Source organism: Mucilaginibacter sp. OK283 (assembly GCF_900110415.1).
GTDB lineage: Bacteria > Bacteroidota > Bacteroidia > Sphingobacteriales > Sphingobacteriaceae > Mucilaginibacter.
On record NZ_FODR01000006.1, the window covers coordinates 355,212 to 372,983 of the forward strand.

General features: G+C 42.9%; 10 protein-coding genes. 9 read left to right on the forward strand and 1 reads right to left on the reverse strand.

The features are described 5' to 3' along the window. Nucleotides 1–2 precede the first annotated feature (2 nt). The 4 genes from BMX56_RS16610 (at nucleotide 3) to BMX56_RS16625 (ending at nucleotide 9,236) form a co-directional block, all read left to right on the forward strand. Nucleotides 3–629 carry a phosphatase PAP2 family protein gene (locus BMX56_RS16610; protein ID WP_090650330.1) on the forward strand — a complete coding sequence of 209 codons (627 nt, stop codon included), beginning with the start codon at nucleotides 3–5 and terminating at the stop codon, nucleotides 627–629. Continuing rightward, nucleotides 622–4,224, forward strand: coding sequence for a BamA/TamA family outer membrane protein (locus BMX56_RS16615; protein ID WP_090650333.1), 3,603 nt, complete (start codon nucleotides 622–624; stop codon nucleotides 4,222–4,224). Before BMX56_RS16610 ends, BMX56_RS16615 begins: the two co-directional genes overlap by 8 nt. Before the next feature lie 19 nt (nucleotides 4,225–4,243). Then, complete coding sequence (locus tag BMX56_RS16620) at nucleotides 4,244–6,592, forward strand: GAF domain-containing protein (protein ID WP_090650336.1); 2,349 nt, start codon at nucleotides 4,244–4,246, stop codon at nucleotides 6,590–6,592. A gap of 79 nt (nucleotides 6,593–6,671) precedes the next feature. Beyond that, a complete protein-coding gene (locus BMX56_RS16625) occupies nucleotides 6,672–9,236 on the forward strand; it encodes a BamA/TamA family outer membrane protein (RefSeq protein WP_090650481.1) in 2,565 nt (854 codons plus the stop codon). A gap of 126 nt (nucleotides 9,237–9,362) precedes the next feature. Here BMX56_RS16625 and BMX56_RS16630 read toward each other — a convergent pair whose 3' ends face one another. Then, nucleotides 9,363–10,517 (reverse strand): putative sensor domain DACNV-containing protein, encoded by a 1,155-nt coding sequence (locus tag BMX56_RS16630; RefSeq protein ID WP_090650339.1) that lies wholly within the window; start codon nucleotides 10,515–10,517, stop codon nucleotides 9,363–9,365. Between the two features lie 593 nt (nucleotides 10,518–11,110). Between BMX56_RS16630 and BMX56_RS16635 the strand changes: the two genes are divergently transcribed. The 5 genes from BMX56_RS16635 (at nucleotide 11,111) to BMX56_RS16655 (ending at nucleotide 17,646) form a co-directional block, all read left to right on the forward strand. After that, a complete protein-coding gene (locus BMX56_RS16635) occupies nucleotides 11,111–12,283 on the forward strand; it encodes an MFS transporter (protein WP_090650342.1) in 1,173 nt (390 codons plus the stop codon). Nucleotides 12,284–12,372: 89 nt separating this feature from the next. Beyond that, nucleotides 12,373–13,182, forward strand: coding sequence for an SDR family oxidoreductase (locus BMX56_RS16640; RefSeq protein ID WP_090650344.1), 810 nt, complete (start codon nucleotides 12,373–12,375; stop codon nucleotides 13,180–13,182). 227 nt (nucleotides 13,183–13,409) lie between these two features. Continuing rightward, nucleotides 13,410–13,889: a hypothetical protein gene (locus tag BMX56_RS16645; protein WP_090650346.1), complete on the forward strand. Its 480-nt coding sequence runs from the start codon at nucleotides 13,410–13,412 to the stop codon at nucleotides 13,887–13,889. Between the two features lie 918 nt (nucleotides 13,890–14,807). Beyond that, entirely contained in the window at nucleotides 14,808–15,287 is a 480-nt protein-coding gene (locus BMX56_RS16650) for a hypothetical protein (protein ID WP_090650348.1), read from the forward strand. A 145-nt stretch (nucleotides 15,288–15,432) separates the two neighbouring features. After that, nucleotides 15,433–17,646, forward strand: a complete 2,214-nt coding sequence (locus tag BMX56_RS16655) for a bifunctional alpha,alpha-trehalose-phosphate synthase (UDP-forming)/trehalose-phosphatase (protein WP_090650351.1) — start codon at nucleotides 15,433–15,435, stop codon at nucleotides 17,644–17,646. The last annotated feature ends 126 nt before the right edge of the window (nucleotides 17,647–17,772 follow it).

Here is a 17,772-nt window from a genome sequence, read left to right on the forward strand (position 1 = left end):
ACATGCCAAAAAAGATCAAGCTGGTAGCTATACTATTAACCATTTTTAGCATTACCTGTTATCAAACCTGTTTTGCTCAAAACCTTGATGTTGATATCTTAAAAAGCATCAACCCGCAAAGTCCAACGTCTTCTTACTGGCATAATACAAGTACATCAGCTTATTACGTAGCAGGGGCCGCTTCGTTCGGTACTTTAATATACGGATTGGCAAGCGGCGATAAAGCAGCTAAACAAAATGGATTAGAAGCCGTTATTAATTTAGGTGCAACCGAGCTTTTTACTTACGCTATTAAAACTTCGGTAAACCGTACCCGCCCGGCAGATAGGTATCCAAACGATGTATTTGTTAATTCGCCAACACACGGTCAGTCATTTCCGTCGGGACACAGCAGCCTTGCTTTTGCTACCGCCGCTACCATATCCATACAATACCATAAGTGGTATGTAACCGTACCGGCTTATTTATGGGCTTCGTCTGTTGGATACTCCCGTATGTACCTGGGCAAGCATTATCCATCAGATGTACTTGCCGGCGCGGCCGTGGGCATTGGCACAGCATACGCGGGGCACTGGCTTAATCAAAAACTATTTAAAAAGCATACTGTAATTCATGAGGGCCATGATTAAAAAATTACTTCTGCTATATATATGTTTAACTGGCGGCCTTAATCTGCTGGCACAGGACCCGGTAAAATACCGGGTGATACTTATAGGCGACGCCGGCGAAATGGACATGCAGCAAAAGGCGGTTTTAAAACACGCGGCGGCCAACATCATCAAAAATAAAACAATTGTGATGTACCTTGGCGATAATATTTACCCCAGGGGAATGGGCCTGCCCGGCAGCCCCGAAGAGAAGCAAACCCAGAAGATCCTTCAATCGCAATACCAGCCTATGCGGGCCAATGGCGCACCGGTTTACTTTTTACCCGGCAACCACGATTGGGATAAAATGGGGCCGCAGGGCCTGGCCAAAATAAAAAGGGAATGGGCGTTTTTAGAAGAGCAGCAGGATAGCCTGTTAAAAATGGTGCCCCGCAATGGCTGCCCGGACCCTGTGGAAATAAACCTGGGGGATAACCTGACAGTTATAGCCTTTGACAGCGAATGGTGGCTGTATCAATTCAGCAAAGCAAATGATGCCGCCGAATGTGATTGTAAAACCAAAGAAGATATTATAGATAAATTTGAACAGATCCTGAGCCGGAACCGCAATAAAGTTATCCTGCTGGCATCACATCATCCGTTTCAAAGCTATGGCACCCATGGCGGCTATTTTTCGTTAAAAGATCACGTTTTCCCGCTGACGGCGGTAAACAGTAACCTGCTTATTCCGTTGCCTGTGTTAGGGTCGTTGTATCCATTTTTGCGATCATCATTCCCAAACCCCGAGGATTTAAACCATCCTTTATACAAGGACATGGTGAAACGAATAGATGGAGTGTTTAAAGGTTTTCCCAACGTCGTCCACGTGGCGGGGCATGAGCATGGCCTGCAGTTTATAAAAGACGATCAGCTGCAGGTTGTAAGTGGCGCGGGCGCCAAGCATACTTATGCTATAAAAGGCAAAAACTCCCTGTTTGCCGATGCTACCCAGGGATATGTGATAGCCGATATTCTTGCCGATAACAGCATGCGTTTTACCTACTTTATTGACGGAGAATCCGGCGTAAAACAGGCTTTTGTTTATACCCAGCCTTACATACCGGTTAAACCATTACCGGCAACCCCGTTTAAAGTAATTACAGCAGATAGTTTGGTAATTAAAGTACATCCATCATATGATAGTGTAAGTAAATTTCACCGTTTGTTATTTGGCGAAAACTATCGTAAAGAATGGGCTGCCGATACCAAATTGCCGGTTATCAATATAGCTACCTTTCAGGGAGGGCTGACACCCGAGAAACTGGGTGGTGGTTTTCAAACACATTCGCTGCGTTTAATTGACAAAACCGGTAAAGAGTGGGTTATCCGCAGCGTTGAAAAAAGCCCGGAAAAATTGTTACCCCCGGAGTTTCAGGAAACTTTCGCCAGAGATTGGGTAAACGATGCCATGAGCGCCCAGCATCCATTTTCGGCATTGATTGTGCCTCCATTGGCCGACGCGGTACATGTGCCGCATACCAACCCGCAAATCGGCGTAATGTCGCCCGATGAAAAGCTGGGAAAGTTTAACAAAGTATTTGATAACAAGGCAGTGCTTATTGAAGAGCGGGAGCCTACCGGCAAATCAGATAATTCGGAAAAAATGAACGCCACCATGTTAAAGGATAACGATAACAGGATAGATGCCGAAACATTTTTACGCGGCCGCCTGCTTGATTTGCTGATTGGCGATTGGGACCGCCGGGGCGATCAGTGGCGCTGGCAGGGTACCAAAACCGACAAGGGTATTTATTATACCGGTGTCCCACGCGACCGCGACCAGGCACTTTACACCAACCAAGGCATCATTCCATACATCGCCTCAAGGGAATGGGCAGAGCCCGACCTGCAGGGCTTTGGCGGAAAAATTAAGAATATATATTACTCATTGTGGAGCAGCATGTTTGCCGATTTGTTTCCGGAGATGAAATATAATCACGAAGATTGGACGAGGATTGTTAATGAATTTGTGGCTGCCGAAACCGACGAGGTTTTAGAAGCCGGCTTACGCCGGTTGCCCGCATCGGCTTATAAATTAAGGCATGACGTGTTATTGAAACAACTAAAAGAGCGCCGTGCGAACATACCGGCCGCCATGGAAGAGTTTTATAAGATCAGTAATAAAATTGTCGAGATCCACACTTCAAAGAAAAATGAATTCTTTAACATTAAAGATATCCCCGGTAATGGATTAAATATCATCATCAACAAAATCAGCAGCGGCGGTAAAGTGCGGGATACCTTGATGAACATCAATTTTATGCCCGATATTACCAAAGAGATCAGGATTTACCTGGGTGCCGGTGCCGATAAAGTTGTTTTAAATAATGCCACGTCGCCCATAAAACTCAGGTTTGTTGATAGTGTTGATGTAAAAGACTATAACATTGTCCGTTCAAAAAACAAAGTGCAGATTTATGACCCTGGTACACTGAAATTAACAGGCGATAGTAGCAGGGTGCGCAAGTATTTATCGGCCGATAGCGCCAATATCTCGTATATGGCTGTAAACCTGTCAAACGTTACCATGCCCATGGCCAATATCGAGATAAACCCCGATGAAGGTTTTTTATTGGGGCTTGGGTTTAAGTATACGCACCAGGATAGTTTTCGTAAATTTCCGTATAACGATGTGCAGCAGGTATTTTTGAGTCACTCGTTTTCAACAAAAGCTTTCAGGGCCAGTTACAGCGGCGAGTGGATTAAAGCCATTGGCAACGCTAACCTGTTATTACAATTCCAGGCCAATTCGCCGGAGAATATCAACTTTTTTGGCCGCGGTAACGAAACTGTATTCGATAAAACCGGTAATTACAAAAAGTTTTATCGTACCCGGTTCACAACCGTTCAGTTCGATCCGGCTTTAACCTTGCATAGTGCGGGCGGTACTACGATAACCGTTGGGCCGTCATTACAGTACTATAATTTAAATGCAGCTGACAATACAGGCCGTTTAATTACAAATCCCTTACTCACCAATAGTACAGATAGTTATACCTTTGATCAGCGAAAACTTTTTGCGGGTGCAATTTTTAACTTCACCAGCGATTTGCGTAACAACAAGATACTACCCGCATGGGGAAGCTACGTAAATGTTAAATTGCAGGGGTACACGGGTTTAAATAGTAACTCAAACTCGTTTATACAACTGATACCGCAGGCTGCTTTATATAAAAGCTTAAACGCCAACAGCACCATAGTGCTGGCCGAGCGGGTAGGCGGCGGTATCACCATTGGTAAGACCGCTTTTTATCAATCGTTGTTTTTAGGCGGACAGGATAACCTGTTAGGTTACAGGCTTTATCGCTTTGCAGGGCAATATAGTTTTTATAACAATTTGGAACTGCGCTTAAAATTGTTTGATTTTGCAAGTTATATTGTACCCGGGCAGGCTGGTTTAGTAGGTTTTTATGACATTGGCCGCGTTTGGGAAAATGGCGAACATTCTGACAAATGGCATAATGGTACCGGCGCCGGCTTATATATTGCTCCTGCCAAATTAGCGGTTATAAAAATTGTGGCGGGGCATTCCGAAGAAGGTTGGTATCCTTATTTATCAACGGCCTTCAGATTTTAACTAAGGTAATTTATAAAAAATGCACACCGAAGTACTCAACATAAGTAAAAATGATTGCAATGTTTGCCAGGTAGAAACCTGCCTTACGTTTGATCCTTTTGTAGCGCATTTACAGGAGCGTGTAAAAACAGAAAAGACCCTTAAATCTGAGTTTTATAAATATGTACTCCATAAGTTTGAAACAGACTTATGTATTGATCTGGAGGTGAACCCCGATTATGCAGAAATGTACAGGGGTACATTGGAGTTGATTTACAGTATACTTACACCACCTATTTTAAATGAAAAAGAGTTTTTTTGGGCGCTGAGCACCCCGGTACCCGAAAAGATATTTTTCAGCACCGAGGCTTTTTTTGAATTTCATTCCAGTCACCATTCCGGCCTGTATGCGGTCAACATGGCCGATCAGGATTTATTTGCACAGCGCCAAAAACGTTTTATTTACAACCTGATCCTGGAGCGCATGTATGGCTTCAGTACAATTCTAAGGAACGAGTTGTTGTACAGCTATGTAGATCCCGATACCAAACTTACACGTTACTATAACATTTTTACCAACCCGCAGTTTGTTAATGTTATATCAAAAGGAGAATTGCCTGTATTAAGCTTTGAGGCCATTGAGCCTTATCTTAATGATTTTGAGGGTATAGATGTGCTTGAAAGCATTTTACCACTCTCAAATTTTAAGTTCGAAGGTTTCTCGGTAATAACATTAACTGATGTTACCTTGCCCCATGCGATGGAAAATATCCGGAACGAACTGGTTAACCACTCCAGTAACGAAACCGAACAATATGAGCATATCATCAATTCGTTAAAAACCCTATCCGAAGACCCGGCCATTGAATTTGGCCTTATGCCTTTTTTAACAGTAAATAACCGGCCGATATTCGATACTGATGAGTGCTCGCAAAGTGTACTTATGTCATCTGCAAAAAAATATAGTATGGCCGAAGAAACCTTTGTGGCGATTGCCAATGATTATAACAAAAATCCCAAGCCTATATTCTTTAACGTTATTAACGACGAAAAGACCATAAAGTATCCCTTTTTAAAGGTATTAAAACAATCGGGTGTTAAATCATACGGTATTTTTCCTGTTTACTACAATAAAAAAAATGTGGGTATCCTTGAGGTATATGCTTACAAGGAAATAGCATTTTACGAAAAGCTACTATCAAAGCTGCAAACCGCTATGCCCCTGATAGCGCAGTTACTCCAAAACAGCATCGATCAGTTTAACGACCGCATTGAACGGGTAATTAAAGACAAATTTACCTCGCTTCAGCCATCTGTTCAATGGAAATTTAACGAGGTGGCTTGGGAGTACCTTAAAAGTGGTAATAGAAGGCGTAAAAATCAGGAAATAGAAACGGTTGTATTTGATAACGTGTACCCACTGTTTGGCGCAATAGATATCCGCAATTCCACCATTGAGCGTAACACTGCCCTGCAGGATGATTTAAAGGCATTCCTTACGCTGGTTATGGATACCCTTACCTCGCTAAAAAAACACATTCACCTGCGTCTTATTGATAACCTGGTATTTAAATGTGATGAGTGGCTGCAAAGGGTAAGTGGTTTTATTACCACGAACGACGAGCTTACGCTGGATGGCTTTGTTAGGGACGAACTAAACCCATTCCTGGAACATTTCAGGCAAAACTATCCCGATGAAAAACCGGTGATTGATAAATACTTTGCAGCACTGTCTGAAGATACAGGTCTTTCTTTTGCCAATAGGCGTAACCTGGAAAATTCCATGCAGCTTATTAATAACAGCATCAATCATTACCTGGAGGTAGCACAGGACGAAGTGCAGGAATCATATCCATGTTATTTTGAAAAATTCAGGACAGATGGTGTCGAATATGATATTTACATCGGCCAATCCATAGCCCCCAGCCGGGTTTTTGATTTGCTCTATTTAAAAAATATCCGTTTGTGGCAATTAAGGTCGATGGCTGAGATAGCAAGGATCACCAACTCTTTAATCGACCAGATTTCGCATCCGCTGCAAACAACACAGCTGATTTTTATCCACTCAAACCCAATACAAATCAGTTTCAGGAATGACGAACGTCGTTTTGACGTGGAAGGCGCCTATAACATCAGGTACGAAGTAGTTAAAAAACGTATCGATAAAGTATTGATAGCTGGCACTGTTGAGCGCCTTACCCAGCCGGGCAAAATTGCTATGGTATATTTTAACGCCAACGAGGCAACCGAATACCAGGAATATATTAAATACCTGCAGGATTCGCATATATTGAATAATGATCTTGAATACCTTGACCTGGAGGAATTGCAGGGTGTTACCGGGCTAAAAGCCTTGAGGGTTGGGGTAAATTATGATTTTAAATCATAAAACAAAACGGTGTATTAAACTATTGTGTACTATGCGTTATTAGCTTATCACCTTGAAAAATACGTACCTAAAAAAAAAGATGGTTAAAAGCTTATTGCTGCTGATATTAGCCGCAATAGGTACAATGCGCGCTTATGCGCAAGCTACTGCCGATAGCATTAAGCTGGCTATTGAGCCCGGATACAATAATGTGAGCGGCACCCATCGTTTTTTTCTTGGTGAAAACTACCGTAAACTTTGGGCAGCGCCGGTGACACTGCGCATTTTCCATATCCAAACAGAAAAAGGCGGTTTAAAAATTCTGCAAAAAGGCGGCGGTCAGCAAACCAAATCATTACGCCTGCAAGACCCAACCGGGCAGCAATGGGTATTAAGAACTATCCAAAAATATCCCGAAAAAGGATTACCGCCAAGTTTACGGCCAACAGTAGCTAAGGATATCCTGCAAGATCAGGTTTCTGCCGCACATCCATTTTCGGCTTTAACCGTGCCGCCATTGGCTGCGGCGTTGGGCATACCTCACTCCAATCCCGAAATTGTTTACGTGCCCGATGATGCTGCATTAGGCGATTATCGCCAGGATTTTGCCAACCAGATTTTCTTGTTCGAAGAGCGTGAACCGCTGGATGTCGAAAAAACCGACAACACCGATAAAGTGCAGCGAAAATTACAGGCCGACAATGATAACCAGGTTGATGAAAAAACCGTGCTGCGCGCCCGCCTGCTGGATATGCTGCTGGGCGATTGGGATAGGCACGAAGACCAATGGCGCTGGGAAAAACTCGACGGCGAAAAGGGAGCCACCTATGAACCTGTGCCACGTGATCGCGACCAGGTTTATTACAAAACTTCGGGGCTATTTCCGTGGATAGTAGCGCACCAGTGGCTCAAATCAAAATTTCAGGGCTATAGTGACGAAATAAGGGACATCAACGGCTGGAATTTTAACGCACGCTATTTTGATCGCTATTTCCTGAATCAATTAGGCGAAGAGGATTGGAAAGAACAGATAGCCTTTGTGCAAAATAAACTAACCGATAACCTGATAAAAAGTGCAGTTAAACGAATGCCCGATACCATTTTTAAACTTTCGGGTGCCGAAATCATCGGCAAAATGATTGCCCGCAGGAACATACTGGATAAGCAGGCAATGGAGTATTACCGTTTTATAGCCAAACAGGTAGAGATACCTGCAAGCGATAAAACAGATAAGTTTGCCATTAACACTGAAGCGGGAGGCAACCTTACTGTTACCGTTAACAAGATCAAGAAAGACGGCAGCATTGATAAAATAACCTACAAACGCACCTTTAAACCAGATTTAACCAAAGAGGTAAGGTTATATGGCTTTGCCGGAGACGATCAGTTTGTAGTTACAGGCAGCAACCCATCGCCTATAAAGGTGCGGATGGTTGGTGGTGATGGCGTAGATAGTTTTTACGTAGATAAAAACCTGCACAATAAAAGCAGCCTGTACGTGTACGACAGGTCGGATCAGCAGAATAAGTTACCATCGTCTGCCGACGCGAAGATTCGTACGTCAACAGATACGGCGGTAAATCAGTATGATAAAAAGAGTTTTAAATTCGACCGGTTTGAGCCTATTGTACTGGCCAATTATAGCCCTGACTTAGGGATCTCATTAATAGCCGGGTTATCCTGGGAAAAGCACGGATTCAGGAAAGAGCCTTATGCCTTCCGTGATGAATTCCTTGTTAATTATAACCTGGGCAGACAATCATTCATGCTGACGTATAACGCCGATTGGAAAAAGGCCATAGGTAATAATGACCTGGGTATTAACATCAGGTCATTAGGGCCACATAACCTCAGTAATTTTTTTGGCATAGGCAACAATACCGTTTTTGAAAACGAGGGTGATAAGGAGATCAGCTATTATCGCAACCGTTACGATTTTGTTACCGCCAACGTATCTCTTAGTCAAACCAGCAATAACTGGCAGTTTAGCGAGGGCATAGCAGGTCAATATTATAACAGTAGTGCTTCAAACAATGCCAATCGCTTTTTAAACGACTATAATCAGGCTAATACCGATCAAAATGTTTTTGGCACAAAATTCTACACGGGCGTTGTGGCCAGCGCCCGGCTGGATACCCGCAATAAGGCAACCATCCCCACTAAAGGTATTTTATGGAATACTACCATTGGCGGCTACACCGGTTTAAGCAAAAACAGCCATAGCACCTATGGGCAAATCCTATCGGAGTTTAGCTTTTATCTCAATCCTGATAAGGATTCGGTATTGGTGATAGCCAACAGAACGGGCCTTGGTACTACGGTTGGCGACGCTACATATTTTCAGTTGATGAAACTTGGCGGTGCGCAAAATTTCCGTGGTTTCCACACAAACCGGTTTACGGGCAAGTCTATCGCCTATAACAATCTCGAATTACGCCTCAAAGTATTGGATTTTACATCATACCTGCTGCCAGGTTCCATAGGTATTATCGGCTTTAACGATGTAGGCCGCGTTTGGGTACCCGGCGAAAAGTCAGATCAGTGGCATGATGGCTACGGCGGTGGGTTTTATATTATCCCTGCCCAGCTGGTATTAATTGAGGCCGTGATGGGCTTTTCCAAAGAGGGATCGTTGCCTTATATTACTATTGGGTTAAGGTTTTAGAAAAGCCCCTCCCAAACCCTCCCTGGTAGGGAGGGCTATAAAAGATAAACTGGAAATCAAAACCTGCCAGCAAAATCAAAAGTCTCCCCTCCCGGGGGAGATTTAGAGGGGGCTGGGGCTCGTGCCTTACAGCAACAATATATCAATCTGGTGGGCATGAACCATATTTACCACCGGCGACCATGCAAAAACTGTAAACCTGCCATCCTGCGAAGCCACCAACGCTATGGCATCCTTTTGATCGAACACAAACTGGGCTGCCGATAAATGCCTGGTGCCGCCGTTTTGGGCCGGGTGGATCACCCTGGTGGAGCAACCAACAACAGGCTCGGTTACCACAATTTCTTCTACACGGGTGCTTTTTGACGAACGGCCTATTTTGGCCCCAAAGGCCAGCAATTCATGTTTATCGTTAATTACAGTAGCACCATCTATTGATGTTAAGCCTCCGATGGTGTCGACAGCACGGCGCAATTTTTCCTGCCATGGCGTATGGTATTTTTCAATCCCCTCGTGTATCATCAAATCGGTAAGGCCGGAGAATGCCGGGGAAACCGGGTAGGAGATAGGCTGGATGATAGATTCCAGCCAGTCGTCGCTGCCGGATGGAACAACCAGCAAAATACCGCCCCGTTTATGGGCCTGCATAGATGCCGCCAGTTGCACGAGCACATTCACCGGATCGTTCCATGATGATGGCAGCGTAAAATCAAGCATCGACGTAAGTATGTTGGGGCAGTCGGACAGGGTCGATCCATTTTCATCAACAACCTTTATTTCGTCGCCTTTTAAAATGGCAATATTCACAAACTTGCCAAAGCCGTCAACCCGGCGATGTTTTATTACCAATAGCCCTGGCTCAATTACTTCCAAAACAAAACAATAAGCAGGTATGGCAAGGGTGGTTCCCCAAACATACAGTTCACCATCCTCTAAACAAACACCAAGGTGGATGCCCGGCTGTTGTACTGCCGAAGCAAATTTAGTAAGTATATTAGGCGCCAGCTTAATTTTATGGCCAAACAATAAAGGCTGCCCGGCACTTTCGGGTGGTAAAAAAGCAAGCGTAAACTTGGGCGAATAACCTTCTTCGCGGCGTAAACTTGCCCAAAAGGCTAAATCTATCAGAGTTTCAATAGTTTGTATATCAGGCGTAAGGCCAAGCTCGGCAGGGTTATCTGCCGCCAATGAATGAAAATGTTTAAAATGCCGTTCAATTGCGGGGGCAATTTTTCGGGCTGCTTTATATGTTGGTTCAGAGGTAATTGTCCTTGATTCCATGCTGTTTTTAAGATGATGCCTGCCGGTATGGCCGGTTAAAAAGATTGTCTACCAAAAATAAGCCATAAAAGCTGCCAACACAAACAAATGCCTCAAAATTGCAATTAACCGATAATTGAGATATATACGCCTTACAGATTCCGCCCAAGGGCAAGCGTTTCTAATAGGGTTAACATAACTTAACATATTTCAGATAAAATATTTGTAAATATCTTATAATCAATATTTTATGTTTTATCATGGTTAACACCAAACTGATAGCTCAATTTTGGGCGCATCCAAATATTTGTGCCTGTTGTTGACCAATACAAGTCCCTTCGGTACCTCGATCATTTAACCAGGATCAGGCAATAAAAACAGTGTGTCATTTGATGCTTATATCTTCCTTACGCCATAGGCTTATTCCTTCAGTTATTAAATAACAGCTTATCGCCGTTAATTATTTAGACGCGGTTGCCCTGGATACCGCCCTTACTTTTTTTGCAGCGCTTCCCGTAAAATAGGATAGTTTCAAACCTGGCCCTCCCGCCAGAAACTTTAAGCCGCATCCGTAAACAGCTGGCAGGCAAATAATTTATTTTTACTTTTGCCGCATGGACAACACCAGTGTTGCTAACAGGGCTAAACTACGTACCGGCATCAGTATTTTTTTCTTTATTTCGGGGTTTGGGTACTCATCATGGGCATCGCGCATCCCATCACTGCAACAGCAGTTACATTTAAACGAAGCAGAATTAGGTGCGGTTTTATTTGCCCTGCCAATCGGCCTGATGCTTACCATGCCTATCACCTCTAAAATGCTCAGGCATTTTAGCAGCCGCAGTATCATGTTTGGCGGGGTAACAGCGTTTACGTTATTGCTTTGCCTGCCTGGCTTTACTGCTTATATGTGGGAGCTTATTTTGGTGTTGTTTTTTATAGGCTCCACACGTAACGTAATTGCCATAACCGTGAATGCGCAGGCGGTAGGGGTGCAAGCTATGTATGATAAACCTATCATGGTTACTTTTCATGGCATCTGGAGCCTGGCGGGTTTTGCCGGGGCGGCAGTAGGCTATATTATGGTTTATTTTAATGTTGCGCCAACCTATCACCTTATTGGTGTAAGTGTTGTACTGTTTATACTAACACTCTGGTTTTATCCCAGCTCCCTTGAGCAAGCTCCTTACGGCCAAAGCAACACTACCGTTTTTTCATTCCCCGATAAAGATCTGCTCAAATTCGCGCTCATTGCATTTGCCTGTATGGCCTGCGAAAACACGATGTATGACTGGAGCAGCATTTATTTTCAAAAAGCGCTGCATGCACCAAAGGCCACCTCAACGGCTGCCTTTGTAGTTTACATGTTTTTTATGACACTTGGGCGCTTTACCGGTGATAGGATAGTAGCTGCCACCAGTATTAAAAAAGTATTGAACTTTAGCGGCGTATTTATTTTACTCGGTTTTTTAATGGCTGTGCTTTTACCTTACATATATACCGCCTTTATTGGCTATGCCATGGTTGGCATGGGTATTTCCTGTGTAGTGCCATTGGTATTCAGTATGGCCGGCCGGTCAAAAACCTTAAAAAGCGGGCAGGCCCTGGCGGCTATATCTACCGTAAGCTATCTTGGCTTTTTAATTATCCCGCCGTTTGTTGGCTTTGTAGCCCAGGCTGCTGGTTTACGCTGGGCATTTGGCATAGTATCGGGCTTTGGCGCACTTATTATCATGATGGTTGCCCGTATTAAAGAAGAATCGGAAGCCGACGAAGTTTTGGCATAATTCATTTTAATCCTGCAAAATCCTTAAATCGTGTCAAAACATTATTGGCGCAATTTTATTGGTTATATTGAACAATCAAAACTGTTAGCATGAACCAAACTCCATCGTTAAAAGATCAATCGGCCCTGGTAACAGGCGCCGATAGCGGTATAGGTAAAGGCGTTGCCCTGGCGCTGGCGGCCGCGGGTGCCAAAGTAGTAATCAATTATGCGCATAACCAGGCGGCTGCCGAGGAGGTTGTTGCACAAATAACAGCCTCTGGCGGCGAGGCCTTCGCAGTGCAGGCCGACGTAAGCCACGAAGACGAAGTAAAAGCCATGTTTGCGCAAATGTTTGCGCGCTACCATACAATAGACATATTGGTTAATAATGCCGGGCTGCAAAAAGATTCCAAATTTGTAGATATGACGCTGGCGGATTGGAACACGGTAATCAGCATCAACCTTACCGGCCAGTTTTTATGCTCGCGCGAGGCCGCCAAAGAATTTATCCGCAGGGGAGTAGTCGAAGAAAGAAGCGTGGCCGCCGGCAAAATCATTTGTATGAGCAGCGTACATGAAGTAATTCCCTGGGCCGGGCATGTAAACTATGCCGCCAGTAAAGGCGGCATCAGTATGTTTATGAAGAGTATAGCCCAGGAGCTTGCACCGCATAAAATCAGGGTTGTTGGCATCGGGCCGGGTGCTATTCAAACCCCCATCAACAAATCGGCCTGGGATACACCCGAAGCGCTGGATAAATTACTAACCCTGATACCTTATAACCGGATAGGCAAACCTAACGATATAGGGCAACTGGCAGCATGGCTGGCATCAGACCAGGCCGACTATATAACCGGTACAACCATATTTATGGATGGAGGCATGACTTTATACCCCGGATTTGCCGACAACGGTTAACTCAATGTAAATTAATCGTAAATATATCGGTTTAGCATCTTGCTAAATCGATATTAGTCTATTTTTATGGTGAAGATATTGTAATATGTACACTAAGTAAATTGCGAAAAATTAAATTTTATACGTCAATTTGACTGTTATTATAAAATATTCATAAAAATTGAATTTTATTTGCCAAATTTACAACATTAGCCTATTTTTGTTGTGGATTTAAAATTTAACATAACATGAAAAAGATATTTATTACTACCGCAATAGCCGCTTTATTAAGCGTTAATGTATTCGCTGCCGATGGCGGTAAAAAAGCTGACGGAGGTGCAAACGTATCATACGTAGCATTACATGGTTTTACTGTTGACTTTGCTGATGCAACAGATGTAAACTGGACAGTAACTAAAAATTGCCAAAAAGCATCGTTCACTGTTGATGGCGTAAGGAAAACTGCTTTTTACAACCTTAGCGGCGAGTACCTTGGTGTAACTCAACGCGTTGACGTTAAGGCTATCCCAGCTAAAACGATGAAACAAATCAACAAAGATTACGCTGGTTACGAAGTTGGCGAAGTAATTGTTTACCAGGCTAACACCGAAGTAAATTCAAACATCGATGCTACTTCATACTTTGTTGATCTTAAAAACGACAAACACGAAGTGCTTGTAAGGATAACCCAACAAGCAAACCTTGAGTTTTTTCAACAAGTAAAGTAATTCTTTAAAAAAATCACAACTATTGCAAGCCATCCTGGTATCCGGGGTGGCTTTTTTGCTTGAATCGATTTAGCAAGGGGGAATCAAATAAATAAAAGCATGCACTTGATGTGTTTCAGTTCAAATAATCATTCGGCTTTTGAACGCTGGCTACGACTCACCCGGTCGAGGCTACGCCCGACCACCCTCTCTCCGGCTGCGCCGCAAAGAGGGTGAAGCTCATTTTTGTTTTTCCTTTTTAGCCCCTATATGCGATGCAGTCGGAGAGAGAGACAGACAAGCGGAGCCTCATCGGGGTGAGTCGACTCGCCGACATGCGATATACGTCATTCCTCCTTCAGAATTTCACGAAATTTTACCACTTATAATGACATCATTGTAAATTATTGATTATCAATATTGTTTTTTTGTAGAGACGCATAATTGCGTCTCCCGCATGCAAATCACACATGCAAATCGGCCTTGCAATCGCACCTTGCAAGTCCTGAATGTCCTGCGGGAGACGCAATTATGCGTCTCTACAAAAGCCTCATTTGCAGCAATGTCATTTCTGTTTTTTTCAGCCAAACTGGTGATTACTCACAATGACAGACCTTTTTATAATCTCTTTTTCCCTTCAACATTTCGCAGAATTTTCCATTCGGGCTAAAGGCATCATTTTGTCGCTGGAAATTTACTGGAGAATTACATATTTGAAGCCAAAAGTTAGCTGTTTAATGCATTTAGATTTAGCTAAACCGATTTATTTGCGTTTCAATTCTTTAAGATATTGTAAAATATACACTAAGTGTATTGCTAAAAATTAAATTTTACACTATAAATCATCTAAAATTATAAAATATTCATAAAAATTAAATTATAGTTGCCAAATTTATAATATTATTCTATTTTTGTTATGGATTTAAAATTTAAAACAACATGAAAAAGATATTTTTAACAACCGCAATTGCCGCTTTATTAAGTGTTAATGTATTTGCTGCCGATGGCGGTAAAAAGAATGATGGAGGTACTAACGTATCATACATAGCCTTACATGGTTTCACCGTTGACTTTGCTGATGCAAAAGATGTGAACTGGACTGTAACTAAAAATACCCAGAAAGCAACATTTACTGTTGATGGCGTAAGGAAAACTGCTTTTTACAACCTTAACGGCGAGTACCTTGGTGTAACTCAACGCGTTGACGCTAAAGCCATCCCCGCTAAAACAATGAAACAAATCAGCAAAGATTACGCTGGTTACGACGTTAATGAAGTAATTGTTTACCAGGCTAACACCGATATCAATTCAAACATTGATGCTACTTCATATTTTGTTGATCTTAAGAACGACAAACACGAAGTACTTGTAAGGATAACTCAACAAGCAAACCTTGAGTTTTTTCAACAAGTGAAATAATTCTTCAAAAAGTACGCTCATACAAGCCATTCCAATTATCGGGATGGCTTTTTTATTTTATGATAATTGCAATAATTATATTTTATCAAACAACTTGGCTGTTTATGACTTTATAAAGTATTAGTTAATATATTTTATAATTATTATGCCAAAGACCATTATCGTATCTAACCGGTTGCCTGTAAAAATCTCTAAAACCGATAGCGACTATAATTTATCATCAAGCGAGGGAGGCTTAGCTACCGGCTTAGGTTCAATTTACAAACAAGGTGATAACGTATGGATAGGCTGGCCCGGCGTTGAAATTACAGAACAAGAGGATAAAGATACCGTAACCCAACAGTTAAAAGAGTTAAGCCTGGTGCCCGTTTTTCTTGACCAGGAAGAGATTAACCAATATTATGAGGGTTTCTCGAACGAGGTTTTATGGCCCGTTTTTCATTACTACGCATCTACTTATGCCACCTACAAACAATCAAACTGGGATTATTATCAGGCAGTTAACAAAAAATTCAGAGATGTAATACTGACTATCGCCGAGCCCGGCGATGTTATATGGATACATGACTATCAATTGCTGCTGCTGCCGGGCCTGGTTAGGCACGAAATCCCCGATGTTTCTATCGGATTTTTCCTGCATATCCCTTTCCCATCGCATGAGATGTTTAGATTGATTCCCTGGCGATCGGAATTATTGGAAGGAATGCTTGGAGCCGATCTGATCGGCCTGCATACCTTTGATGATGTAAGGCATTTTTTAGGTGCCACAACCCGTATTTTGCCGGTAACATCTTCGGCAAATATCATCGCGACCGGCGAAAGATCAATAGTAGTCGAATCATTTCCCATGGGGATTGACGAGCAAAAATATGCATCGTTACCATTGCAGGACGATGTAAAACACCAGGTAGAACTGATCAAGAATAACTTTAAAGATGGTAAACTGATACTATCTGTTGACAGGCTTGATTACAGCAAAGGCATATTACAACGGCTTGCGGCATTTGAATTATTGCTGCAATTGTGCCCCGAATGTATTGAAAATATAGCCCTTTATATGATAGTGGTACCATCGCGCGATACAGTGCCGCAGTATGCACACCTGCGCGATGAGATTGATAAAAAAGTGGGCAATATCAACTCCATTTACCGTACTATGGATTGGAGTCCTATTCACTATTATTACAGATCGTTCCCCCTCGAAACGCTCGCAGCCTTATATGCCACTGCCGATGTTTGCCTGGTTACGCCAATGCGCGATGGGATGAATTTGGTGAGTAAAGAATATGTAGCCAGTCGCGTAAATAATGATGGAGTATTGATTATGAGTGAGATGGCTGGCGCATCTAAAGAATTAATAGATGCGATAATTGTAAACCCCAATAATACCGGCGAGGTATGCAGGGCGATATTACAGGCAATTAACATGCCGCTTGATGAGCAAAAAAAACGCATGATTCCAATGCGCCAGTTAGTGGCTAAATTTAACATCAGGCATTGGGTTAAAATTTTTATGGACAGGCTAAAGGAGGTAAAACTCATGCAGCGTTCATTGCAAACCAGGCACGTGAGTAACACTACCGAGCAATCCATCATTAACCGCTACAGTAAAACCAAAAAACGCATTATCTTTTTAGATTATGATGGTACTTTGGTTGGGTTCAGATCGGCCATTGAGCAGGCCAGCCCCGATAAGGAGCTTTATAACATTATTCAAAAACTTACTGAAGACCCTGCCAACCAGGTAGTGCTCATCAGCGGCCGGAAACATGAAAACCTCGACGAGTGGTTTCAGCACACAGATATGTATCTGATAGCCGAGCACGGTTCCTGGTTTAAACAGCCGGGTACTACCTGGCATAAAATAGCCGGACTATCTGACCAATGGAAGCACGATATATACCCATTATTGGAAACCTATGTAGATCGCACACCAGGATCGTTTATCGAAGAGAAAACATACTCACTGGTATGGCATTATCGCAAAGCCCAGGCCGGCCTGGGAGAGCTAAGGGCAGGGGAGTTGATGAATAACCTCAAGTACCTGGCCAGCGATAAAGGCTTACAGCTATTGGCAGGGGATAAGGTACTGGAAGTGAAGAATATGGATATCAACAAAGGCAAAGCAGCTTTAACCTTGACAGAGGGCAAAGATTATGATTTTGTGATAGCCTTTGGCGACGACTATACCGACGAGGATATTTTTAAAGCCCTGCCAGAAAGCGCCATTACCATTAAGGTGGGCAGTAATCTGTCGGCGGCTAAATTTTACCTGCGCAATCCGCAAGAGGTACGAAAACTGCTCACCAGTTTTACCAAACAATACGTAGGACAAAATTCAGGGATTTTGCAAGATTAATGCAGATGTGCAGATTTCAAATGTGCAGATTTCAGATTTCAAAGCTTGGTAAAACTTCGTTAATGACGAACTTTTACCAGGCGTTAATCAAAAAAAAACTGTCAATCCTGCAAAATCCTTAAATCG

Coding starts and splice junctions, on each gene's coding strand:
- BMX56_RS16610 (WP_090650330.1), top strand. CDS start 3: ATGCCAAAAAAGATCAAGCTGGTAGCTATACTATTAACCATTTTTAGC.
- BMX56_RS16615 (WP_090650333.1), top strand. CDS start 622: ATGATTAAAAAATTACTTCTGCTATATATATGTTTAACTGGCGGCCTT.
- BMX56_RS16620 (WP_090650336.1), top strand. CDS start 4,244: ATGCACACCGAAGTACTCAACATAAGTAAAAATGATTGCAATGTTTGC.
- BMX56_RS16625 (WP_090650481.1), top strand. CDS start 6,672: ATGGTTAAAAGCTTATTGCTGCTGATATTAGCCGCAATAGGTACAATG.
- BMX56_RS16630 (WP_090650339.1), bottom strand. CDS start 10,517: ATGGAATCAAGGACAATTACCTCTGAACCAACATATAAAGCAGCCCGA.
- BMX56_RS16635 (WP_090650342.1), top strand. CDS start 11,111: ATGGACAACACCAGTGTTGCTAACAGGGCTAAACTACGTACCGGCATC.
- BMX56_RS16640 (WP_090650344.1), top strand. CDS start 12,373: ATGAACCAAACTCCATCGTTAAAAGATCAATCGGCCCTGGTAACAGGC.
- BMX56_RS16645 (WP_090650346.1), top strand. CDS start 13,410: ATGAAAAAGATATTTATTACTACCGCAATAGCCGCTTTATTAAGCGTT.
- BMX56_RS16650 (WP_090650348.1), top strand. CDS start 14,808: ATGAAAAAGATATTTTTAACAACCGCAATTGCCGCTTTATTAAGTGTT.
- BMX56_RS16655 (WP_090650351.1), top strand. CDS start 15,433: ATGCCAAAGACCATTATCGTATCTAACCGGTTGCCTGTAAAAATCTCT.